This window comes from Streptomyces similanensis (genome assembly GCF_039543625.1).
GTDB lineage: Bacteria > Actinomycetota > Actinomycetes > Streptomycetales > Streptomycetaceae > Streptomyces > Streptomyces similanensis.
Map to the genome: position 1 here is coordinate 1 of NZ_BAABKC010000141.1, position 20,593 is coordinate 20,593.

Sequence of the window (20,593 nt, forward strand, 5' to 3'; positions counted from 1 at the left end):
GCCGGCGCGGGCCGGGCACGGCCGCGCGGGCCGGCGCGGTCACCTCGGCCTGCGGGGCCGGCGGCAGCAGCGCGGGCTCGATGCCCGCCGCGGCCAGGCCGGCCGGGGCGGTCTCGGCCAGCGGCACGCCGTAGCGGGCCAGCCGCAGCGGCATCAGCGACTCCACCGGCGCCTTGCGCCGCCAGGCCCGGCCGAACCGGGAACGCAGCCGCGCCTGGTAGACGAGACGTTCCTGCTCCAGCTTGATGACCTGGTCGTAGGAGCGCAGCTCCCACAGCTTCATCCGGCGCCACAGCAGGAAGGTGGGCAGCGGCGACAGCAGCCAGCGGGTGATGCGGACACCCTCCATGTGCTTGTCGGCCGTGATGTCGGCGATCCGGCCCACCGCGTGCCGGGCGGCCTCGACCGCGACGACGAACAGCACCGGGATCACCGCGTGCATGCCGACGCCCAGCGGGTCCGGCCAGGCGGCGGCGCCGTTGAACGCGATGGTCGCCGCCGTCAGCACCCACGCCGTCTGGCGCAGCAGCGGGAACGGGATGCGGATCCAGGTCAGCAGCAGGTCCAGGGCGAGCAGGACGCAGATGCCCGCGTCGATGCCGACCGGGAAGACGTAGGCGAAGTTCCCGAAGCCCTTCTTCAGGGCCAGCTCGCGCACGGCCGCGTAGGAACCGGCGAAGCCGATTCCGGCGATGATCACGGCGCCGGTCACGACCACGCCGATGAGTACCCGGTGCATCCGAGTCAGCTGCAGTGGCGCGGCCACTCGTACTCCCCTCCCCTTGCGTGTTGTTGCGCGCAACAGAGTGGCACATCCGTCCGGGGAACGCGTGTCCGGTTCCGGATGTGCCACCGTGCCGCGCCGCCGTACGGCCGCGCGGACGCGCCGCCGGGCAGTGCCCGGCGCGCGGCGGTCAGCTGTCGGCGGCGGACTTCGACGCGGAGACCGAGGCCGACTTCGCGGCCGACGGCGAGGCGTCGTCCGCGCCCTTGGAGGCGCCCGCCCTGGCGGCCGACGAGGACGGGGACGACGAGGCGCCGGACGACTTCGACGCCGAGGGCGAGGCGGAGCCCGTCGAGGAGCCGCCGCCCTCCCCGTTGGCCTTGGCCACCGCGGCCACCACGTCCTTGGCCGCCTTCTCGGCGGACTTCACCAGGTCGTCCGCGTCCGGGGACTTGTCGCCGGCCAGACCGGCGCCGTTGTAATCGAGGGTGACCACCACGTTCGCCGTCCGCGCCACGACCGTCTGCTGCTTGAAGACGCCTTCCTTCTTCTTCAGCTCGTAGCGCACCAGCGTCGCCTCGTCGCCCGTCCCGGACACCGGCTGCGTCTTCGTGCCCTTCGCGCCGGTCTCCGCCTGCGCGTCCTGCACCTGCTGGCGGAAGTACGTCCGCGCCTGCTCCTCGCCCGTGCCGCGCGAGGTGTCGGACGCGAAGCGCAGCAGCGACACGTTCAGCCAGCGGTACTGCGAGCCCTTGACGCCGTTGTTGTCCAGACCGTTCCACGAGCAGGTGGCCCGCGCGGACGCGTCGCTGGAGGCGCCCTTCTTGGCGGACTTCGCGCCGCCCGGCACCAGGTCGTCCACCGTCTTGCCGGACAGCACCTTGCACGCCTCGGGCAACTCGGCGTACTTCGCCGCCGGCACCGTCGGCGACGCGCTCGGGCTCGCCGAGGCGGAGGCGTCGGCCGACGCGCTCGCCTTCGCGCCCGAGCCGGAGTCGGAGCCGGAGTCCGAGGAACAGGCCGCGGCCAGGAACAGCACCGGGACGGCCGCCGCGCCGACAAGGACACGGTTCAGGCGCTTCGCTCGCGGACTGTGCGGGGCTCGCTGTGCTGCTCGCTGCATGGTTCCTTCACTCATGACGCTGGTGGCTCGTGGTTCCTGCGGTCGGGGATCGGGTCCGAGGGGCCACGGTACGCGGTGGAACAGCTGTGTGGTTCGGCTTCCCCCGCTCCGCCCGGCCGCGCCAAGTGCCGTGCGGCAGACGTCAACCGCCCAGCGAGTCGGCCAGACGGGCCGCCAGATTCCGGGCCTTGTCCTGCATTTCCTTGCTGTCCGGGAGCACTCCGACCGAGGCCGGCTGCTCCTCGTACTCGATGGTCACGATCACGTTGGACGTGCGGAACGCCACAGTCACGGTGCGCTGCTTGGCCGTCGAACCGGAGCTGCTGAGCGTGTCGTCGAGGAACGCCTCGTCGCCGAGGTCGTCCAGCAGGCGCGGCTGGAGGTCGGCGGGGTCGGCGGAAGTGTCGGCCGACGCGTCCGACGAGGTGGAGGCGCCGGAGGACGCGGAGCCGGTGGCGGAGGGGGTGGGCCCGCCGGAGGAGGGCGCGCCGCCGGGGGCGCCGGAGGCGGCGCCGGACCGGGTGGGGTTCGTGGTGGGGGCGGGCGCGGGCAGGTTCGCGGCGGTCCGCTTGGCGGCGAACACCGACTCGGCCTGGCTGTCGTCGCTGACCGCGTTGTCGTAGGAGACGACCCGCTCGAAGTCGACGTGCAGGCGGTCGGTGGCGGCCGGGGCGTCCACCTTCCAGCGGCAGCCGACCTTGCGGTCGGTGTCGTAGGTGAGCGTCGCCTCGCCCTCGTACGCCTTGTCGCGCTGGTCCACGTCCGTGAGCTGCTTGATCCCGGGCAACAACGCGTCCAGGGAGCTCTGGCCGACCGCGCCGCAGGCCTCCGGGAGGGTGCGGTACTTGCCCGGCTGGGCGGCGGCCTGGGCGGTGCCGGAGCCGTCCGGGTTGGCGTCGTCCGCCCGGCCGCCGTCCGATCCGCCGCCGGTGCAGCCGGCCAGCAGCAGCGCCGCGAGGGCGGTGGCCGCGCCGGTTACGTACGCCTTCCGCAGCACGGGCAGGCTCCTCTCGGTCTCCTTAGGTCCCCGCTGGTTAATCGCTTGCCGGGCGGGGGCGTCTCCTGGAGACAATGTGTATCGCACGCACTGCCGTGGACGCCGGTCCGATGTCCTGTTTCGTCGACCCTGGCACCGGCATTGCGATTCGCGCCTTCTGAGGCTTCTGTACTTTTTCCGGGGGAATGGGGACGTCATGTCGTACGTGGAGATGCCGGGGGCGAAGGTCCCCATACGGATGTGGACCGACCCGGCGTCGGTCGAGGACGTGGCGTTGCAGCAGCTGCGCAACGTCGCCACGCTGCCCTGGATCGAGGGCCTCGCCGTCATGCCCGACGTGCACTACGGCAAGGGCGCCACGGTCGGCTCGGTCATCGCGATGCGGGGCGCGGTGTGCCCGGCGGCGGTGGGTGTGGACATCGGCTGCGGGATGTCGGCGGTCAGGACCTCGCTGACCGCGAACGACCTGCCCGGCGACCTGTCCCGGCTGCGCTCGAAGATCGAGCAGGCCATCCCGGTGGGCCGCGGGATGCACGACGACCCGGTCGAGCCCGGCCGGCTGCACGGCCTGCCCACCTCCGGGTGGGACGGCTTCTGGGGGCGGTTCGACGGGGTCGCCGAGGCGGTGAGGTTCCGTCACGACCGGGCCGTCAAGCAGATGGGGACGCTGGGCGGGGGGAATCACTTCATCGAGGTCTGCCTGGACGAGAGCGGCGCCGTGTGGCTGATGCTGCACTCCGGTTCCCGCAACATCGGCAAGGAACTCGCCGAGCACCACATCGGCGTCGCCCAGATGCTCCCGCACAACCAGGACCTGATCGACCGCGACCTCGCCGTCTTCGTCGCCGACACCCCGCAGATGGCCGCCTACCGCAACGACCTGTTCTGGGCGCAGGAGTACGCCAAGTACAACCGCACGCTGATGATGGCGCTCCTGAAGGACGTGGTCCGCAAGGAGTTCAAGAAGGCCAGACCCGTCTTCGAGCAGGAGATCTCCTGCCACCACAACTACGTGGCCGAGGAGCGGTACGACGGCGTGGACCTGCTGGTCACCCGCAAGGGCGCGATCCGCGCGGGCTCCGGCGACCACGGCATCATCCCCGGCTCCATGGGCACCGGCTCGTACATCGTCAAGGGCCTCGGCAACGAGAAGTCCTTCAACTCCGCCTCGCACGGCGCCGGCCGCCGCATGAGCCGCAACGCCGCCAAGCGGCGCTTCTCCACCAAGGACCTGGAGGAGCAGACCAAGGGCGTGGAGTGCCGCAAGGACTCCGGCGTGGTCGACGAGATCCCGGGCGCCTACAAGCCGATCGAGCAGGTCATCGACCAGCAGCGGGACCTCGTCGAGGTGGTGGCGAAGCTGAAGCAGGTGGTGTGCGTGAAGGGGTGAAGCCGGGGCGCCGCGTGGGTGCGGCGCCCGGCCGCCCGGGGCGGGTGGGGGCCCGGCGCCCGGTGTCCGGTTACTTCGCGTGGCGGACCGCGAAGATCATCACGAACGCCACGATGTGGATGCCGAAGAGGAAGTAGCCGAGGTAGTACCAGACGTAGCGCTCGCGCTTCTTCTCCAGGGCGAGGCGTTCGCGCTCGGCGGTGCGGTCCGGGGACGGGGGCGCCGGGGCCGGGTTCTCGGGGTCCTGCGCCGGCGGCGTCACTGTTCCCGGTGCAGCTTCGTGTTGGACGCCTGGGCGCGCGGGCGGACGACGAGGAGGTCGATGTTGACGTGGCTGGGGCGGGTGACGGCCCAGGCGATCGTGTCGGCGACGTCGTCGGCGGTCAGCGGCTCGGCGACGCCCTCGTAGACCTTCGCCGCCCGGTCCTGGTCGCCGCCGAAGCGGGTCAGCGCGAACTCCTCGGTCTTGACCATGCCGGGCGCGATCTCGACGACCCGGACCGGCTGCCCGACGATCTCCAGGCGCAGCGTCTCGGCGAGCACGTGGGCGCCGTGCTTGGCGGCGACGTAGCCCGCGCCGCCCTCGTAGGTGCTGTGGGCGGCGGTGGAGGAGACGACGACCACCGTGCCGTCGCCGCTCGCGGTCAGCTTGGGCAGCAGGGCCTGGGTGAGGTTCAGGGTGCCGATGACGTTCGTCTCGTACATCGTGCGCCAGTCGGCCGGGTCGCCGGTGGCGACGGGGTCGGCGCCGAGCGCTCCGCCCGCGTTGTTGACCAGGACGCCGACGGTCTCGAAGGCGGAGGCGAACTCGTCGACGGCCGTGCGGTCGGTGACGTCCAGCGGGTAGGCCGTGGCGGAGTGGCCGGCCGCGGTGATCTCCTCGGCGAGCGCCTCGATGCGGTCCTTGCGGCGCGCGGTCAGCACCACCCGGTAACCGGCGGCGGCGAGCTGCCGTGCCGTGGCGGCGCCGATGCCGCTGCTCGCACCGGTGACGACGGCGATGCGGGAGGCGGCGGACGGTGCGGCGGTGGCCATGGGCTGCTCCTGCTCGTGGATGTTCGAACGCTTGGCTGCGACCAGCCTAGGGGAACCTCAGCCGCCGTTCCTCGGCGCCCACATGATGAGCGCCATGCCGGCCAGGCACACCAGCGCGCCGCTCACGTCCCACCGGTCGGGGCGGTAGCCGTCGGCGACCATGCCCCACAGGATCGAACCGGCGACGAAGATGCCGCCGTAGGCGGCGAGGATGCGGCCGAAGTGCGCGTCGGGCTGGAAGGTGGCGACGAAGCCGTACGCGCCGAGGGCGAGGACGCCGCCGGCCGCCCACAGCCAGCCGCGGTGCTCGCGCACCCCCTGCCAGACCAGCCAGGCCCCGCCGATCTCGAACAGGGCGGCGACGACGAAGAGGGCGGCGGAGCGCAGGACGAACGGCATGGGGGCAGCTTCGCACGCGGCGCTGCGGGGGGAGGCGGGCGTCGGCGCTCGGGCGCCCCGGGCCGGGGCTCGGGCGCCGTGGGCCGGGGCTCGGGGAGGGGCGGAATACCTCCGGGGGGTGCGTGGTTCCAGAAGGTGTAGTTGAACAGTCAACCACCTGGAAGGTGAGCGACCATGCAGTTCGGGATCTTCAGCGTCGGCGACGTCACGCCGGACCCCACCACCGGCCGGACCCCGACCGAGCGCGAGCGCGTCAAGGCCATGGTCGCCATCGCGCTGAAGGCCGAGGAGGTCGGGCTCGACGTCTTCGCCACCGGCGAGCACCACAACCCGCCGTTCGTGCCGTCCTCGCCGACCACCCTGCTCGGCTACATAGCCGCCCGCACCGAGCGGCTGGTCCTGTCCACCTCGACCACCCTCATCACCACCAACGACCCGGTGAAGATCGCCGAGGACTTCGCGATGCTCCAGCAGCTCGCGGACGGCCGGGTGGACCTGATGACGGGCCGCGGCAACACCGGGCCGGTCTACCCCTGGTTCGGCAAGGACATCCGCCAGGGCATCAACCTCGCCATCGAGAACTACGCCCTGCTGCACCGGCTGTGGCGCGAGGACGTCGTGGACTGGGAGGGCAAGTTCCGCACCCCGCTCCAGGGCTTCACGTCCACGCCGCGCCCGCTGGACGGCGTGCCGCCGTTCGTCTGGCACGGCTCCATCCGGTCCCCGGAGATCGCCGAGCAGGCCGCGTACTACGGCGACGGCTTCTTCCACAACAACATCTTCTGGCCCGCCGACCACACCAAGCGCATGATCGAGCTGTACCGGAACCGCTGGGCCCACTACGGGCACGGCGCGCCCGAGCAGGCGATCGTGGGCCTGGGCGGCCAGGTGTTCATGCGGAAGAACAGCCAGGACGCGGTGCGCGAGTTCCGCCCCTACTTCGACAACGCCCCGGTCTACGGCCACGGCCCCTCCCTGGAGGACTTCACCGCCCAGACGCCGCTGACCGTCGGCTCCCCGCAGCAGGTGATCGACAAGACGCTGTCCTTCCGCGAGTACGCCGGCGACTACCAGCGCCAGCTGTTCCTGATGGACCACGCGGGACTGCCGCTGAAGACCGTCCTCGAACAGCTCGACCTCCTCGGCGAGCAGGTCGTGCCGGTGCTGCGCGAGGAGTTCGCGAAGAACCGCCCGGCGAACGTGCCGGACGCCCCCACCCACGCGTCCCTGCTGGCCGCTCGGGCGAAGGGTGACGAGAAGAAGAGTGACGAGAAGGCGGAGGTGAGCACCGTATGAACGAGCTCGTCGTCGTGTCGGCGGGGCTGAGCGTCCCGTCCTCCACCCGGCTGCTGGGCGACCGGCTGGCCGCCGCGACCGCCGCGCACACCGGCGCGGAGGTCCGGGTGATCGAGCTGCGCGACCTCGCCGTCGAGATCGCGCACCACCTCACCAGCGGTTTCCCCGGCCCGGCCCTGGCCGACGCGCTGGACGCGGTGACCGGGGCGGCCGGACTCATCGTCGTCACTCCGGTGTTCTCCGCGTCGTACAGCGGACTGTTCAAGTCCTTCTTCGACGTGCTCGGAGCGTGGGACAAGGACGCGCTGGCCGGCACGCCGGTGCTGATCGCCGCGACCGGCGGCACCGCGCGCCACTCGCTGGTGCTCGACCACGCCCTGCGGCCGCTGTTCGCCCACCTGCGGGCCGTGGTCGCGCCCACCGGCGTCTACGCCGCCTCCGAGGACTGGGGCGCGGAGGGGCTGCCCGAGCGCGTCGAGCGGGCCGCCGGGGAACTGGCGGCGCTGACGGCGGGCCTGTCCGGCCGGGTCCCGGCGGCCCGCCCGGAGGCCGGCGGCTTCACGGTGGTGCCGTTCGCGGAACAACTGGCCGCACTGCGCGACTGACGGCCGCGCACCCGGCGGTACGGCGTTGACGGCCACGCACCCGGTACGCCGCTGGCGGCCGCGTACCGCACCACCGACGCGGGCAGGCGGCCGGGGGTGCCGCCGACACGGTGAGAGCCGGGTAAAAAGGGCGGCCCCCGGGCCGCCCGCCCCGTCTCGCGCCGCCCTGGCCTTGGCAGACTGGACCGGTGCCCCAGACTGTGCTGCTCGCCGAAGACGACCGCGCCATCCGCCACGCCCTGGAACGGGCGCTGACCCTGGAGGGCTACGAGGTGACGGCGGTCGCCGACGGCGTCGAGGCACTCGCCCAGGCCCACCGCAACCCGCCGGACATCCTCGTCCTGGACGTGATGATGCCCGGGATCGACGGGCTCCAGGTCTGCCGGGTGCTGCGCGCCGAGGGCGACCGCACCCCGATCCTCATGCTCACCGCCCTGGTGGAGACCGCCGACCGGATCGCCGGGCTGGACGCCGGCGCCGATGACTACGTCGTCAAGCCGTTCGACGTCGAGGAGGTCTTCGCCCGGCTGCGCGCCCTGCTGCGCCGCACCAGCCCCGCCGCCACCGGCGCCGCCGAGGACGTACCGGCCAGGGAGCCGCAGCTGCCCGAGCGGCAGACCGTCGAGGCGGCCGGCATCCGCATGGACCTCCAGGCCCGCCGGGTCTGGCGCGGCGGCCGCGAGCTGGAACTGACCCGCACCGAGTTCGAACTCCTCGAACTGCTGGTCCGCAACGCCGGCATAGTCCTCGACCACTCCACCATCTACGACCGCATCTGGGGCTACGACTTCGGCCCCGGCTCCAAGAACCTCGCGGTCTACGTCGGCTACCTGCGCCGCAAGCTCGACGAGCCGGGCGCGCCGCAGCTGATCCACACCGTCCGCGGCGTGGGTTACGTGCTGCGGGAGGACTGAGTGGGCCGCCTCGCGCGGCTGCTGGACCGGCCGCGGCCGGGTCTCTCCTCGCTGCGGACCACGTTCGCGGTGACGTTCGCCCTGGTGACCGCCGCCGTCACCGTCCTCGTCGGCATCCTGTCGTACAACTCCGCCGCCCGGCTGGTGCGGGTGGACCAGCAGTCCGTGTTCACCCAGGTCGTCCAGGACGTCCAGGACGAGGTACGGCGCTACGACCGCACCCCGCAGGACTTCTCCTCCTCCCGCCCCGGACACGAGGTCGTCCGGCCCAGCCGCACCGATGTGCAGGTGCTCGGCCCCCAGGGCCAGATCGTGGACCACGGCAGCCCCCCGCTGCCCGTCACCGAGGACGACCGGACCGTGGCGGCCGCCGCCACGGCCGGCCGGACCGTCGAGTACCAGGACGTGGCGGTCGCCGACGACGTCTACCGCGTCGCCACCGTCGCGCTCGGCGACGGCCGCGGCGCCGTGCAGGTCGCCCAGGAGTTCAGCGACACCGAGGACCTGCTGCGCGCGCTCCAGCAGCGCACGCTGATCCTGATGGGCGCCGTCGTCACCGCGGCCGGACTGTGCGGCTGGTGGCTGGCCCGCCGCATCACCCGGCGGCTGCGCATCCTGACCGCCGCCGCCGAGGACGTCGCCCGCACCCGGCGGCTCGGCGTCGACGTCCCCGTCACCGGCTACGACGAGGTGGGCCGCCTCGGCCGCTCCTTCGACCGGATGCTGGGCCGGCTCGCCCAGTCCGAGGAGGACCAGCGCCGCCTGGTCCAGGACGCGGGCCACGAACTGCGCACCCCGCTCACCTCGCTGCGCACCAACATCTCGCTGCTGCGCCGCATCGACGAACTGCCGCCCGCCTCCCGCGAGGAACTGGTCGCCGACCTCACCCAGGAGGCGCGCGAACTCACCGACCTGGTCAACGAGCTGGTCGACCTCGCGGCCGGCCAGTCCGACTCCGAGCCCCCGCAGCGGGTCGACGTCGCCGACATCGCCGAGGACGTGGCCGGACTCGCCCGCCGCCGCACCGGACGGGACATCGTGGTGCGCGCGAGCGGCGACACGACCGTCGACGGCCGGCCGGGCATGCTCCAGCGGGCCCTGTCCAACCTGGTCGAGAACGCCGCGAAGTTCGACCGGGGCGGCACGGCGCCGATCGAGATCGCCGTCTCCGGACCGGCAAGGCCCGGCACCGTGCGCGTGGAGGTCCTCGACCGCGGGCCCGGCATCGCCGAGGTCGACCTGCTCCGCGTCTTCGACCGCTTCTACCGCGCCGCCGACGCGCGCTCGCTGCCCGGCTCGGGCCTCGGCCTGTCCATCGTGCGGGAGGTGGCGACGGCGCACGAGGGCGCGCCGTTCGCCGCCCGCCGCCCGGGCGGCGGTGCGGTGATCGGCTTCACGGTGGGCGCGGAGCGCGAACGGGAGCGCGGGCACGGGCTCGGGCATGGCTACGGGCACGAGCGTGGGCACGGCCACGGGCACGGGCATGAGCGGGGCGGCCCGCAGGAGGGGCGCGGGGGGAGCTGAAGAGGAGCGGTGCGGTGGGGGCCGGCCGCCCCGCACCGCCCCCCTTCGTCAGAGGTCGTCCCTCAGTGTCCGGAACCGGTCGCCGGGCCGTCGGCGGCCGGCGCCGACTGGTCCTTGCGGCGGCTGAACGACGGCAACGCGGGCGGGGTGAGGAAGCCCTCGGCGCGGGCGCTGGCGAGGCCGATGCGTGGGATGTCGGCGCTCTTGGCGAACAGCAGGAACCGCGGCTCCCACACCGGCCGGTACTTGGCGTTGGCGCGGTACAGGGACTCGATCTGCCACCAGCGGGAGAAGAAGGTGAGCACCGAGCGCCACAGCCGCAGCACCGGCCCGGCGCCGAGCCGCGCGCCGCGCTCGAAGACCGAGCGGAACATCGCGAAGTTGAGCGAGACCCGCCGTACGCCGATCTCCCCGGCGCGCAGCAGCAGCTCAACCACCATGAACTCCATCAGGCCGTTCTCGGAGTCGCGGTCCCGGCGCATCAGGTCCAGCGAGAGCCCCTGCTCGCCCCACGGCACGAAGCTGAGCAGCGCGCGCGGCACCCCGTCGGCGTCCCGGCACTCCAGCATCACGCAGCGGCCGTCGGCCGGGTCGCCGAGGCGGCCCAGCGCCATGGAGAAGCCGCGTTCGGTGGCGCCGTCGCGCCAGTGGTCGGCGCGGTCGACCAGCCGGGCCATCTCCTCGTCGGGGATGTCCTCGTGGCGGCGGACGGTGACGGTGTAGCCGGCCCGGCGGACCCGGTTGTGGGCTTGCCGTACGACGCGCATGGCGCGGCCGTCGAGGCTGAAGTCGGCGACCTCGACGATGGCTTCGTCCCCCAGTTCGAGGGCGTCGAGGCCGTGCCGGGCGTAGACGGTGCCGGCCTCCTCGCTCGCGCCCATGACGGCGGGCGTCCAGGCGTGCCGGCGGGCCTCGTCCAGCCAGGCGTCGATCGCGCCGGGCCAGGCCTCCAGGTCGCCGATGGGGTCGCCGGAGGCGAGGCTGACGCCGCCCACGACGCGGTAGGTGACGGCGGCCTTGCCGGTGGGGGAGAAGAGGGCGGCCTTGTCGCGGCGCAGGGCGAAGTAGCCGAGGGAGTCGCGGTCGCCGTGCTTGTCGAGCAGTTCGCGCAGCCGCTTCTCGTCCTCGGCGGTGAGCAGGGCGCGGCCGCGCGGCGCGCGGAAGCAGGCGTACAGGACGAGGAGGAAGGTGGCCGCCATCAGGACGTTGATGGTGATGTCCACCCAGCGCGGGGCGTGCACGGCGGGAATGTGGTCGGCGAGCGGGCCGACGCTGATGCCGCGCAGCAGGGTGTAGGCGATCTTGTCGGAGAGGGCGGCGGCGCCGGGCTCCTTGTTCGTGGCGCCGACCAGCCAGGTGCCCAGGCCGCAGCTGACGAGGACGCCGATCGCGCCGACGACGAGGGCCAGCCGGGGGTTGGAGCGGTCGCCGATGGCGTTGAACTCGCGCCGGCCGACGAGCAGCGCGGCGACGAACAGGCCGGTCAGCGCGGCGGAGACCCAGTTGAAGGGGTGGTCGGCGAACCGGTCCTGGGTCAGCGCGGCGACGTAGAGGAGGAACAGGGGGCCGGCCAGGAGGAGGTTGAAGACCCAGGCGGCGCGTTTGCGGCGGCGCATCACCGTGGCCAGGAACAGCGCGAGCGCCGCCGAGACCAGGCCGGCGGTGGCCAGGTACGGGGTGAAGAACTCACCCGCGTTGTGCTCGTGCACCTCCTCGCGGAACGGCAGGGAGAGCACGGCGACGATGTTCAGCACCGCGAGCAGCCGCAGGTACCAGACGGTGGCCGAGGCGGCCCGCGCCCGCAGCCGGGGGCCGGGGGAGGGGCGGGTGGCGGCGCGGGTGTCGCGCTGCGGGGGGACGGAGAGCGACTGTTGTGCGGGCATGGGTGACACGTCACCTCGAAGCGGGCCGGTGAAACCGGCGGGTCCGATGGGATGAGGGTGCGTGCGGCGAGCGGTGCCGGACGCGTGGTCCGCCGTACGCCCGGCCGGACCACCGCTCCCACTCTCGCGGGCGAAGGTAAGGAACGGGGGCGGAGCGGTTTACCCGGCCGGGGCGGGACCGGAGGGGTGTGCGGGGTCGGTGGGGGTGGTGGGGGTGGTGGGGATGCCGGGAGCGGGGGCGGCGGCTGCCGGTGTGTCGGCTGCCGACGTATCGGCCGGCGGCTCGGCGGTGGCCGTACCTGCGGTGGCCGTACCCGCGGTGGCCGGGTCCTCGGGTGTGCCGACCGCGGCGCGGGGCGGCGTGGGAGGGCCGGAGGGCGGGGTCTGCTCGGCGGGCGCGGTGCGGACCGGGTGTCTGCGGGACGCCGTCAGCAGCCACACCAGGTTCCCCACCGCCGCGCCCGCCGCCATCGTGGCGACGATGACCCCGGCGGTGGCGAAGCCGTTGTTGAACAGCCGCGGCCGCGGATTGAGGATGTGCAGCCCGAACCCGCACAGCTGGTACGCCCCGACGGCCGCGATCGTCAGGCTCACCACGAGCACGGCGACCGTCGGGCCGAGCGGACCCTCGGCCCCTTCCTCGTGGCCGCCGCCGGACCTCGCGCCGCTCCCGGCAGCGGGCCCCGGACAATGCGCTTCCTGCATGCTTCCCCCGTCGACCGTGTGGATGCCAGCGGTTCCCTACAGTACGTAGTGCCGCGCTCACGAACGAAACCGGCCACCGCCGGACGGGCGCGCCGCGGCGCCGGCGAAGCCGTGCCGAGCGGTCAGTACACGCCCGCCCGGGCGGCGGCGAGGGCGGCCGAGGCGGCGCGGTCGGCGGCGGCCTCGTCGAGCGGCGCGCCGGTGGTGAGCAGGCCGTAGTAGAGCGGCGCCGAGACCGCGCTCACCACCGCGCCGGCGTCGGTCCCCGCGGGCAGTTCGCCGCGGGCGACGGCGTCGGTGACACACCCGGACCACTCCTTGACCCGTACGGCGTAGAAGCGGTGCAGTGCCTCGGCGGTCTGCGGGTCGCACAGCGAGGCCGCGATCAGCGCGCGGAACAGCCTGCCCTGCCGGGGGTCGGTGAGGGTGCCGGCGACGAGGCGGGCGTTGGCGCGCAGATCCTCCTCCAGGCTGCCGGTGCGGGCGCGCGGCAGGGACTGCTCGGCCATGTCCTCCAGCAGGTCGGCGGCGAGCGCGGCGGGGGTGCCCCAGCGGCGGTAGACGGTGGTCTTGCCGACTCCGGCACGGCGGGCGATGTCGGCGAGGTCGAGCCCTTCGAAGCCCGCTTCGGCCAGCACGTCCCCGGCCGCGCCGAGCACGGCCTCGCGCACCCGCGCGGTACGGCCGCCGGGGCGCACGGTGCCGGGCGCGGAGGAGGAGGGGTCGGCCGAGGAAGGCGCGGCCGAGGAGGAGGGGGCGGGTACGGGGGCGTCGGGCACTGCGTCAGGCACTGTGTCGGGCATCTAATCGGTACTCCCGTTCCATTACGTCGCTTCCGGTGCTACGGTCCTCACTGTAACGGAACCAGAGACCCATTTGCGCTTCCGAAAGGCACATCCGCCATGTCAACGGCAACCCCGACGCCCACGGGCGCCACCCCGGCCGACCCGGCCACCACCGCCTCCACCCCCGCCACCTCCACGACCCCCACCCCCGCCACCTCCCCCGACCAGCGGCTCACCGGTCGGCTGCGGCTGATCCTCGCCGTTCTCCTGGTCGCGCAGTTCATGCTGGCCGTCGACTTCTCGATCCTGAACGTCGCCCTGCCCGAGATCGGCGACGGACTCGGCTTCTCCCTGGGCGGACTCCAGTGGATCGCCACCTCCTTCGCGCTGTGCGCGGCCGGCTTCACGCTCTTCTTCGGCCGGATCGGCGACCTGATCGGCCGTAAGCGGATCTTCCTCGCCGGCCTCGCCGTCCTCGGGGCGGCGTCCCTCGCCGGCGGCCTCGCCACCTCGCCCACCGTGCTGATCGCCGCCCGGATCGCCCAGGGCCTGGCCACCGCCGCCGTCACTCCGGCGGGCCTGTCCCTGCTCACCACCTCCTTCCCCGAGGGGCCGCTGCGGGAGAAGGCGCTCGGTCTGAACGGCGCGCTGATGTCGGCCGGGTTCACCACCGGCGCGGTCCTGGGCGGCGTCCTGACCGACCTGCTCTCCTGGCGCTGGTCCTTCTTCGTCAACGTCCCGGTCGCCCTCGCCGTCCTGCTCGTCGCCCCCGCCGTGATCAAGGAGTCGCGGCCCGCGCACCGCCCGCGCCTCGACCTGCCCGGCGCGCTGAGCGTCACCCTGGGACTGCTCGGCATCGTCTACGGCCTCACCCGCGCCGGTGAGCACGGCTGGACCGACGCCCTCGCCCTGACCGGCCTGCTCGCCGGCGCCGTACTGCTGGCCGTGTTCGGGTTCGTGGAACGCCGGGTCGCCCAGCCGCTGGTTCCGCCGCACGTGCTGCGCCGGCCGAGCGTGGCGTGGGGCAACGTCCTCGGGGTGCTGGCCTTCGTCACCGAAACCTCGCTCGTGTACCTGCTCACCCTCTACATGCAGAAGACGCTCGGCTTCTCCGCGCTGACCGCGGGCGTCTCCTTCGGCGTGCTGGGCCTGGGCACCGTGGCGGGCGGGCTGCTCGCCCCCCGGGTGATCGCCCGCCGCTCCACGCTCACCGCGCTGGTCGCCGGCGGTCTGATCCAGACGGTGTTCACGGCCGTACTGCTGCTGCTCGGCACGGGCGCGGGCTGGATGTGGCTGCTGCTGCCGGCCACGTTCTTCGGCGGCGTGGGCAACATGCTCGTGATCGTCGGCTTCATGGTCACCGCCACCTCCGGCCTGCCGGACCGCGAACAGGGCCTGGCGACCGGCCTGGCCACCATGTCCCAGCAGATCGGCATCACCCTGGGCACCCCGGTCATGTCGGCGGTCGTCACCGCCACGGCCGGAGCGGCGACCGCGGGCGCCGTCCTGCACGGCGTCACGGTGGCCGTCGCGGTCAACGCCGCCCTGGTCCTGGTGGGCGTCCTGATCGCCGCGGTCTTCCTGCGCGGGCGGCGCGCGCCGTCCGGCGCGTGAGGCGGCGGCGCGGCGGCGGCGGGGGCTTGCCGTGCCGGGCGGGGGCGCGCACCGTGGAGATATGAGCGCGCGTGAGGGCCCCACCCTCATCACGTCCGTGCAGCGGGCGTTCCGGCTGATGGAGGCGGTCGGGGCCCATGAGGGCGGCGCACCGGCCAAGCAGCTGGCGCGGGAGACGGGGCTGGCCCCGGCGACGGCGTACCACCTGCTGCGGACCCTGGCGCACGACGGCTACGTGCGAAAGCTGGAGGACGGCTCGTTCGTGCTCGGCGAGAAGCTGGGCTCGCTGCACCACGTCAGCAGGGAACAGGCGCTGATCAGCAGGGTCCGCCCGATGCTGGGCGCGCTGCGCGACGACCTGTCCGCGGCGGCGTACCTCACCTTCTACGAGGACGGCGAGATACGGGTGGCGGAGATCGTGGACGGACCGCGGGCGCCGCGCGCGGAGCTGTGGGTGGGGTTCGAGGACGCGGGCCACGCGACCGCGCTGGGCAAGTGCGTGCTGCGCGAGCTGGACGAGGAGGGGCGCGAGGAGTACCTGTCCCGGCACACCCTGGCGGACCTCACGCCCCGTACGGTCACCCGCCGCGACGAGCTGCTGAGCCGGCTGGCGGCGGCGTCCGACGCCCCGGCCGTCACCGACCTGGAGGAGTACTCCCTCGGCGTGGTCTGCGTCGCGGTGCCCGTGTACCGGGGGGAGACCCTGGGCTCGCTGGGCGTCTCGCTCCGGGCGGGCCGCGCCTCGAAGATCTCGGACGCCTCGGTACGGCTGCTGGCGGCGGCGAACCGGGTGACCAGGGGCCTGTCGCTCACTATCTGAAACCCGCGCCCTTGCGGCGTGCGCCCGGAAAACCGTTCACTGGACAAACCAGACACCAGGGGCGGGCGGCGAGAGAGGCAGAGGGCGAAGAGTGCGGACCCCCACACGGTTCAACCCGGAGAACGACACCCTCGGACACCGTACGGCGAACGGCTGGACGGTCGTCAGCGTCACCGGAGAGGTGGACGTCTGTTCCGCCCCCGGCATCCGCGCGGCCGTCGTCCGCCTCATGGACGAGGGACACCGGCACTTCGTCCTCGACCTGTGCGGGGTGACGTTCCTGGACTCGATGGGCCTCGGCACGATCGTCGCGCTCACCAAGCGCCTCCGCCCGCACGGCGGCTCCCTGCTGCTGACCTGCGCGGACCCCCGCATCCTGCGGGTCTTCTCGATCGGCGGCCTGCGCACGGTCTACACCTTCTACCGCACCCCCGCGGAAGCGACCCGCCGCGCCCCCCGGGGCAGCGGCCTGGAGGGCTGGCCGCACGTCCATCACTGAGCATCGGTGGACACCGCCGAGCACCCGTGGACACCGCCGAGCACGGGCAGGCGGCGGCGGGCCGCTTCAGCGCGGGGAGACGGGCCGCTGCCCGTCCTCGGCGAACGACGCCAGGAGTTCCCGGAACGAGTCGACCAGGTCCCGCCCCGCCGCGCCGGAGTACCGGCCGGCCGCGCAGTCCAGCATGCCGCGGACCTCGTCCCCGATCAGGAAGGTGTAGCAGAGGTCCGCCTTGCTCGTGCCGCTCTCCACGTAGCGCCGGCGCGCGGTGGCCCCGGGCAGCGCGTGCCGCTGGTCGGTAGCCTCGTCGACCACGACCAGCGTGCGGGCGAGGCGCAGCGACCCCGGCGTTCCGCGCCGGCGGCTGAGCCGGGCGAGGTCCGCGGGAACGATCGCGCGGTGCCGCACCGCCTCCAGGGTCCGTGTCCTCACCTGGCGCACGAGTGCGGCGAAGGGCTGACCGGCGTCGACCCGCAGCCGCAGCGGCAGCACCTTCAGCAGCGGGGCGACCATCCCGTCGCTCGCCCCGTCCCCGCGCCCGCTCACCGGCACGCCCACCACGAGTTCGGGCGCCCCGGTGGCGCGGTGCAGCTGCGCCGCGGCGGCCGCCGTCAGCACCGCGAACGGGGTGGCCCGCAGCGTCCGGCACAGCGCGCGCAGGCGCCGGCCCGAACCGGGCTCCTCGGGGAACGCGACGCGTCTGCCCAGCGGAGCGCGGCCGGCGTCGGATGCCGCGTCGCCGGGCACGGCCGTCGCCACCGTGTCGGGCAGGCTCCCCAGGGCCTGCTGCCAGTAGGCCCAGGCCGCGTCGTCGCGCGCCGCCGCCCGCTGCTGCCGCGCGAACGGACCGGGCTGAAGGAGCACCGGTCCCAGATCGGGGCGGCGCCCCTCGACGGCGGCGCCGTACAGCTCGACGAACTCCCGCTCCAGGGTGTGCAGGGCCCAGTCGTCGACGACGACGTGGTGCACCTGCACCGCGAGCAGCACGGTCTCCGCCTCCGGCTCGAACAGCGCGGCGCGCCAGGCCCCGGCGGAGAGGTCCATCGGACGGCTCACGAAGTCCCGCAACGCCCGGTCCACCGTCCCCGGCGAGCAGGCCGGGGACGAGATCTCGGGGTCCCCGGCGGCCGGCTCCACGATCTGCGCGGGCTCCTCGCCGGCCAGGACGAACCGGCTGCGCAGCGCGTCGTGGCGGGCCACCAGCGTCGCGAAGGCCCGGCGGACGGCGTCCCGGTCGACGTCTCCGCGCAGTTCCAGGACCCAGGACTCCAGGTACGGGGAGGCGCCGCCGCGCACCATCTCATCCAGCCAGATCGCCTCCTGCTCGTACGTCATGGGATACGTGCGCACGGTCACGGACACCGCCCTCCTCTCCGGCGCGGCCGGGAGGCCGGGTACGGGGCCGGGGCGAGGCGACGACGCGGCGCAGCTCGGCCTGGTCCACCTTGCCGTTCTGGGTGAGCGGGAAGTGCTCCAGCCGGCGCAGCACGTGCGGCACCATGTTCGCCGGGAGCCGGCGCAGCAGCTCTGCCCGCATCGCGCGCTCGTCCGGCCCGTCCGCCGAGGCGGCGTAGCACAGGGCGAGGCCGGCCACCTGCTCGCCGGGCTCGGTCAGCGGCAGCACGACGCAGTCCCGCACGCCCGCCAGCTCCCGGGCGGCGAACTCGATCTCGGCCGGCTCGATCCGGACGCCGCCCACCTTGACCTGCCGGTCGAGGCGGCCGCGGAAGTGCAGGGTCCCGCTCGCGTCGAAGAAGCCGAGGTCGCCCGTGCGGTAGACGCGGACCGGCCGGCCCTCGACGGTGACGGTCGGGAACTTCTCGGCGGTCAGCCCGTCGTGCCCGAGGTAGCCGACCGCCAGACCGTTCCCGGCGGCGACGACCTCGCCGAGCTGCCCCGTCCGGCACGGACGGCCGTCCTCGTCCAGGACGTACACCTCGGTGCCGGGCACCGGCCGGCCGACGGGGATGCCCTCCGGGGCGGCGCAGTCGGCGGGGGTGATCACATGGGTGGTGGTCAGCATGCAGTTCTCGGCGGGGCCGTAGCCGTTGCGCAGGTCGGTCTCGGGGAAGCGCTCCAGCACGGCGCGGATGTGGTGGGGCGACAGCTTCTCGCCGCCCACGATCAGCTGCCGGACGCCGTCGAAGCACTCCAGATCCTCGTCGACGAAGAGGTTGAACAGCGAGGACGTGAGGAACATGGTGTCCACGCCCGCGGTGCGGACCTGCTCGCGCAGCATGCCGGGGAGCACCGGTGTCCGCGGGAACATCGCGACGGCGCCGCCGCTGGTGAGCTGCCCCCACACGTCGTAGGCGTGCATGTCCCACATGGGCGCGGCCGCCTGCGGCGAGACGTGCCCGGGGCCGAAGCCGGGCAGGCCGCCCGGCCGGAACATCCGGGTCACCGCGCGGTGCGGCACGACCACGCCCTTCGGCGTGCCGGTGGTGCCGGAGGTGAAGAAGATCATCGCGGGGTCGTCGCCCGACTGCGGCGCCGAGGCGAACTCCGGCGCGTCGGCGGCCACGTGGGCCACGTCCGCGACCTCGAAGACCGGGTACGGGCCCACCTCGCGGCCGCCCTCGGTCACCACCAGGCGGGCCGAGACCTGCTCCAGTACGGCGCCGACACGTCCGGCCGGCCAGGCCGGATCGATGTTGGCGTAGGCGGCGCCGCACTTGAGCACCGCGAGTTCCACCGCCACCTGGTGCGGCGCCCGGGACAGCAGCAGGGGCACGATCCGGCCGGGCCCCACCCCCCGCTCGGACAGCCGCGCCGCCAGGGCGTCCGAGATCCGGTCGAGGGCGGCGTAGGTGAGGACGACGTCGCGGTGGCGCAGGGCCGTCGCCTCCGGCCGGCTCCGTGCGTGCGCGCGGAACGCCGTGTGGATGAGCGGCGTGTCCTCGCTCACCGGCCGTCCTCGCCCTCGGACTCCAGGTGGGCCACGAACTCCGACAGGACATCGTGGGTGAAGAGCCATTCGGGATACGCCGTGCGGCCCGTCCGCTGCTCGATCCGGGCGCAGATCCGTATCGCCTGGAGGGACGTGCCGCCGAGGTCGTAGAAGCTGTCGGACCGGCCCACCCGGTCGAAGGACAGCACGTCGGCGACGATCGCTGCGACGACCTGCTCCAGACCGTCGGCCGGAGCCTCGAACGCGGAGTCCACGACCTCTTCCCGGATACCGTTCACCGGCTCAACTCCTCTTGTTGTGTGTCGACGTGGCCGGCCGATCCGCGGGCCGGCGAGACGCAGTCCGCGAGCGCCTCGGCCACCAGGGCGTGCACCCGCTCCGCGTGGGCGAACACGGCGAAGTGGCCGCCCTCCAGAACGTGGAGCCGGAACGACCGCGTGGTGTGCTCGGCCCAGGCCGCCGTGTCCCGGGGCCCCGCCCCGCCGTCCTGCTCGCCGGCGAAGGCGGTGATCGGGATGTCGAGGGCGGGCTCCGTCCGGTGGTCGTAGACCTCGTTGACCGAGAAGTCCGCCGCCAGCACCGGCTGGAGGGCGGCCAGCAGGCCCTGCTGGGACAGGACGCTCTCGGGGGTGCCGCCGAGTCGGCGCAGCGTCTCGGTCAGTTCCGGCAGGCTCATGCCCGCCAGGTCGTGCCGGTCCAGCGGCAGGTGCGGCGCGGGTCTGCCCGACACGAACAGGTGCGCCGGCCGCGGACCGCCGATGCGACGGAGCTGCCGCGCCGTCTCGAAGGCGCAGAGCGCGCCCGTGCTGTGGCCGAAGAGGGCGAACGGCCCCGTGATCACCTCGGCGATCTCGTCGGCGAGGGCGCGGGCCAGCGGCCGTACGTCGGTGAACGGCGGCTCGTCGCGCCGTCGCTCACGGCCGGGCGGCTGCACCGGGCACGCCGTCACTCCGGAGTGCTCCAGGCCCGTGGCCCACGCGCGGTAGGCGGAAGCGCCCGCACCGGCGTGCGGCAGGCACAGCAGCTCGACGCCCCCGGCGGAGCGCCCGGGGAACGGGAACCAGGCCGTTCGCCGCATCCGATCGCTCCTCTTCTCGTCGGTGTCGTCGGTGTCGTCGGTGTCGTCGGTGTCGTCGGTGTCGTCGGTGTCCTCGGCGTCCGAGGTGTCCGAGGTGTCGGTGTCCCGGGTGTCCCCGACGGCCTCTTCGACGGGATGCCGACGGGCCGAAGCGCGGCAGCCGCGCATCTCGCGGCGCCCTCGCCCGGGGCGCGGTCCCCGCACCGGGCGAGGCTCAACGCGCAGCGATGCTATGGACGTTGCGGGGAGGGGCACAAGAGGTGACAGTGCTGCGCGGTTCCCGCATCATGC

The 20,593-nt window shown here is 73.7% G+C and carries 21 protein-coding genes; 8 read left to right on the forward strand and 13 right to left on the reverse strand.

Going from position 1 to position 20,593, the window contains the following annotated elements; all coding sequences use genetic code 11:
- The 3 genes from ABEB07_RS37000 to ABEB07_RS37010 form a co-directional block, all read right to left on the reverse strand.
- Positions 1-766: DUF2637 domain-containing protein (locus ABEB07_RS37000; RefSeq protein WP_345672442.1), on the reverse strand; the 766-nt coding region annotated here is incomplete at its 3' end.
- Between the two features lie 148 nt (positions 767-914).
- Positions 915-1,847, reverse strand: a complete 933-nt coding sequence (locus tag ABEB07_RS37005; RefSeq protein WP_345672444.1) for a DUF3558 family protein — start codon at positions 1,845-1,847, stop codon at positions 915-917.
- Between the two features lie 142 nt (positions 1,848-1,989).
- Positions 1,990-2,844 carry a DUF3558 domain-containing protein gene (locus tag ABEB07_RS37010; RefSeq protein ID WP_345672445.1) on the reverse strand — a complete coding sequence of 285 codons (855 nt, stop codon included), beginning with the start codon at positions 2,842-2,844 and terminating at the stop codon, positions 1,990-1,992.
- A gap of 196 nt (positions 2,845-3,040) precedes the next feature.
- On the opposite strand from ABEB07_RS37010, the gene ABEB07_RS37015 reads away from it, so the two are divergent.
- Positions 3,041-4,234 (forward strand): RtcB family protein, encoded by a 1,194-nt coding sequence (locus tag ABEB07_RS37015; RefSeq protein WP_345672446.1) that lies wholly within the window; start codon positions 3,041-3,043, stop codon positions 4,232-4,234.
- A gap of 70 nt (positions 4,235-4,304) precedes the next feature.
- Here the strand turns inward: ABEB07_RS37015 and ABEB07_RS37020 are convergent, their stop codons facing one another.
- Genes ABEB07_RS37020 through ABEB07_RS37030 form a run of 3 tightly spaced genes read right to left on the reverse strand, consistent with a single transcriptional unit; the run spans position 4,305 to position 5,668 of the window.
- Positions 4,305-4,496 (reverse strand): hypothetical protein, encoded by a 192-nt coding sequence (locus tag ABEB07_RS37020; protein WP_345672447.1) that lies wholly within the window; start codon positions 4,494-4,496, stop codon positions 4,305-4,307.
- Positions 4,493-5,269, reverse strand: coding sequence for an SDR family NAD(P)-dependent oxidoreductase (locus ABEB07_RS37025; RefSeq protein ID WP_164583344.1), 777 nt, complete (start codon positions 5,267-5,269; stop codon positions 4,493-4,495). The genes ABEB07_RS37020 and ABEB07_RS37025 overlap by 4 nt, the downstream gene beginning before the upstream one ends.
- 57 nt (positions 5,270-5,326) lie before the next feature.
- Positions 5,327-5,668 carry a YnfA family protein gene (locus tag ABEB07_RS37030; protein ID WP_345672448.1) on the reverse strand — a complete coding sequence of 114 codons (342 nt, stop codon included), beginning with the start codon at positions 5,666-5,668 and terminating at the stop codon, positions 5,327-5,329.
- A 174-nt stretch (positions 5,669-5,842) separates the two neighbouring features.
- Between ABEB07_RS37030 and ABEB07_RS37035 the strand changes: the two genes are divergently transcribed.
- The 4 genes from ABEB07_RS37035 to ABEB07_RS37050 all read left to right on the forward strand — a co-directional run bounded on the left by ABEB07_RS37035 (position 5,843) and on the right by ABEB07_RS37050 (position 10,007).
- Complete coding sequence (locus ABEB07_RS37035; RefSeq protein ID WP_176150031.1) at positions 5,843-6,964, forward strand: LLM class flavin-dependent oxidoreductase; 1,122 nt, start codon at positions 5,843-5,845, stop codon at positions 6,962-6,964.
- A complete protein-coding gene (locus tag ABEB07_RS37040; protein WP_345672450.1) occupies positions 6,961-7,569 on the forward strand; it encodes a CE1759 family FMN reductase in 609 nt (202 codons plus the stop codon). Before ABEB07_RS37035 ends, ABEB07_RS37040 begins: the two co-directional genes overlap by 4 nt.
- 188 nt (positions 7,570-7,757) lie before the next feature.
- Complete coding sequence (locus ABEB07_RS37045) at positions 7,758-8,483, forward strand: response regulator transcription factor (protein ID WP_176150033.1); 726 nt, start codon at positions 7,758-7,760, stop codon at positions 8,481-8,483.
- Positions 8,484-10,007 (forward strand): sensor histidine kinase, encoded by a 1,524-nt coding sequence (locus tag ABEB07_RS37050; protein WP_345672451.1) that lies wholly within the window; start codon positions 8,484-8,486, stop codon positions 10,005-10,007.
- Between the two features lie 62 nt (positions 10,008-10,069).
- Here ABEB07_RS37050 and ABEB07_RS37055 read toward each other — a convergent pair whose 3' ends face one another.
- The 3 genes from ABEB07_RS37055 to ABEB07_RS37065 form a co-directional block, all read right to left on the reverse strand.
- The gene (locus tag ABEB07_RS37055; RefSeq protein ID WP_345672452.1) at positions 10,070-11,890 is read right to left on the reverse strand and encodes a phosphatidylglycerol lysyltransferase domain-containing protein; all 1,821 of its coding nucleotides are present in this window, start codon (positions 11,888-11,890) and stop codon (positions 10,070-10,072) included.
- Between the two features lie 159 nt (positions 11,891-12,049).
- Positions 12,050-12,595 carry a hypothetical protein gene (locus ABEB07_RS37060; protein ID WP_345672453.1) on the reverse strand — a complete coding sequence of 182 codons (546 nt, stop codon included), beginning with the start codon at positions 12,593-12,595 and terminating at the stop codon, positions 12,050-12,052.
- 122 nt (positions 12,596-12,717) lie between these two features.
- Positions 12,718-13,398 carry a TetR/AcrR family transcriptional regulator gene (locus ABEB07_RS37065; protein ID WP_345672454.1) on the reverse strand — a complete coding sequence of 227 codons (681 nt, stop codon included), beginning with the start codon at positions 13,396-13,398 and terminating at the stop codon, positions 12,718-12,720.
- A gap of 99 nt (positions 13,399-13,497) precedes the next feature.
- On the opposite strand from ABEB07_RS37065, the gene ABEB07_RS37070 reads away from it, so the two are divergent.
- The 3 genes from ABEB07_RS37070 to ABEB07_RS37080 all read left to right on the forward strand — a co-directional run bounded on the left by ABEB07_RS37070 (position 13,498) and on the right by ABEB07_RS37080 (position 16,313).
- A complete protein-coding gene (locus ABEB07_RS37070; protein WP_345672455.1) occupies positions 13,498-14,994 on the forward strand; it encodes an MFS transporter in 1,497 nt (498 codons plus the stop codon).
- 61 nt (positions 14,995-15,055) lie between these two features.
- Entirely contained in the window at positions 15,056-15,814 is a 759-nt protein-coding gene (locus ABEB07_RS37075) for an IclR family transcriptional regulator (RefSeq protein ID WP_176150036.1), read from the forward strand.
- Between the two features lie 91 nt (positions 15,815-15,905).
- A complete protein-coding gene (locus tag ABEB07_RS37080) occupies positions 15,906-16,313 on the forward strand; it encodes an STAS domain-containing protein (protein WP_345672456.1) in 408 nt (135 codons plus the stop codon).
- A 66-nt stretch (positions 16,314-16,379) separates the two neighbouring features.
- Here the strand turns inward: ABEB07_RS37080 and ABEB07_RS37085 are convergent, their stop codons facing one another.
- Genes ABEB07_RS37085 through ABEB07_RS37100 form a run of 4 tightly spaced genes read right to left on the reverse strand, consistent with a single transcriptional unit; the run spans position 16,380 to position 20,470 of the window.
- A complete protein-coding gene (locus ABEB07_RS37085; protein WP_345672457.1) occupies positions 16,380-17,669 on the reverse strand; it encodes a condensation domain-containing protein in 1,290 nt (429 codons plus the stop codon).
- Positions 17,614-19,221, reverse strand: a complete 1,608-nt coding sequence (locus tag ABEB07_RS37090; RefSeq protein ID WP_345672458.1) for an amino acid adenylation domain-containing protein — start codon at positions 19,219-19,221, stop codon at positions 17,614-17,616. Before ABEB07_RS37090 ends, ABEB07_RS37085 begins: the two co-directional genes overlap by 56 nt.
- The gene (locus ABEB07_RS37095; protein ID WP_164583958.1) at positions 19,218-19,502 is read right to left on the reverse strand and encodes a phosphopantetheine-binding protein; all 285 of its coding nucleotides are present in this window, start codon (positions 19,500-19,502) and stop codon (positions 19,218-19,220) included. Before ABEB07_RS37095 ends, ABEB07_RS37090 begins: the two co-directional genes overlap by 4 nt.
- Entirely contained in the window at positions 19,499-20,470 is a 972-nt protein-coding gene (locus ABEB07_RS37100) for a thioesterase II family protein (RefSeq protein WP_345672459.1), read from the reverse strand. The genes ABEB07_RS37095 and ABEB07_RS37100 overlap by 4 nt, the downstream gene beginning before the upstream one ends.
- Positions 20,471-20,593: the final 123 nt, after the last annotated feature.

Bases quoted from the DNA above. Each gene is read 5' to 3' on its own strand.
- ABEB07_RS37030 (WP_345672448.1), bottom strand. From the start codon at position 5,668: ATGCCGTTCGTCCTGCGCTCCGCCGCCCTCTTCGTCGTCGCCGCCCTG.
- ABEB07_RS37035 (WP_176150031.1), top strand. From the start codon at position 5,843: ATGCAGTTCGGGATCTTCAGCGTCGGCGACGTCACGCCGGACCCCACC.
- ABEB07_RS37005 (WP_345672444.1), bottom strand. From the start codon at position 1,847: ATGCAGCGAGCAGCACAGCGAGCCCCGCACAGTCCGCGAGCGAAGCGC.
- ABEB07_RS37060 (WP_345672453.1), bottom strand. From the start codon at position 12,595: ATGCAGGAAGCGCATTGTCCGGGGCCCGCTGCCGGGAGCGGCGCGAGG.
- ABEB07_RS37055 (WP_345672452.1), bottom strand. From the start codon at position 11,890: ATGCCCGCACAACAGTCGCTCTCCGTCCCCCCGCAGCGCGACACCCGC.
- ABEB07_RS37070 (WP_345672455.1), top strand. From the start codon at position 13,498: ATGTCAACGGCAACCCCGACGCCCACGGGCGCCACCCCGGCCGACCCG.
- ABEB07_RS37025 (WP_164583344.1), bottom strand. From the start codon at position 5,269: ATGGCCACCGCCGCACCGTCCGCCGCCTCCCGCATCGCCGTCGTCACC.
- ABEB07_RS37100 (WP_345672459.1), bottom strand. From the start codon at position 20,470: ATGCGCGGCTGCCGCGCTTCGGCCCGTCGGCATCCCGTCGAAGAGGCC.
- ABEB07_RS37040 (WP_345672450.1), top strand. From the start codon at position 6,961: ATGAACGAGCTCGTCGTCGTGTCGGCGGGGCTGAGCGTCCCGTCCTCC.
- ABEB07_RS37015 (WP_345672446.1), top strand. From the start codon at position 3,041: ATGTCGTACGTGGAGATGCCGGGGGCGAAGGTCCCCATACGGATGTGG.
- ABEB07_RS37065 (WP_345672454.1), bottom strand. From the start codon at position 13,398: ATGCCCGACACAGTGCCTGACGCAGTGCCCGACGCCCCCGTACCCGCC.
- ABEB07_RS37075 (WP_176150036.1), top strand. From the start codon at position 15,056: ATGAGCGCGCGTGAGGGCCCCACCCTCATCACGTCCGTGCAGCGGGCG.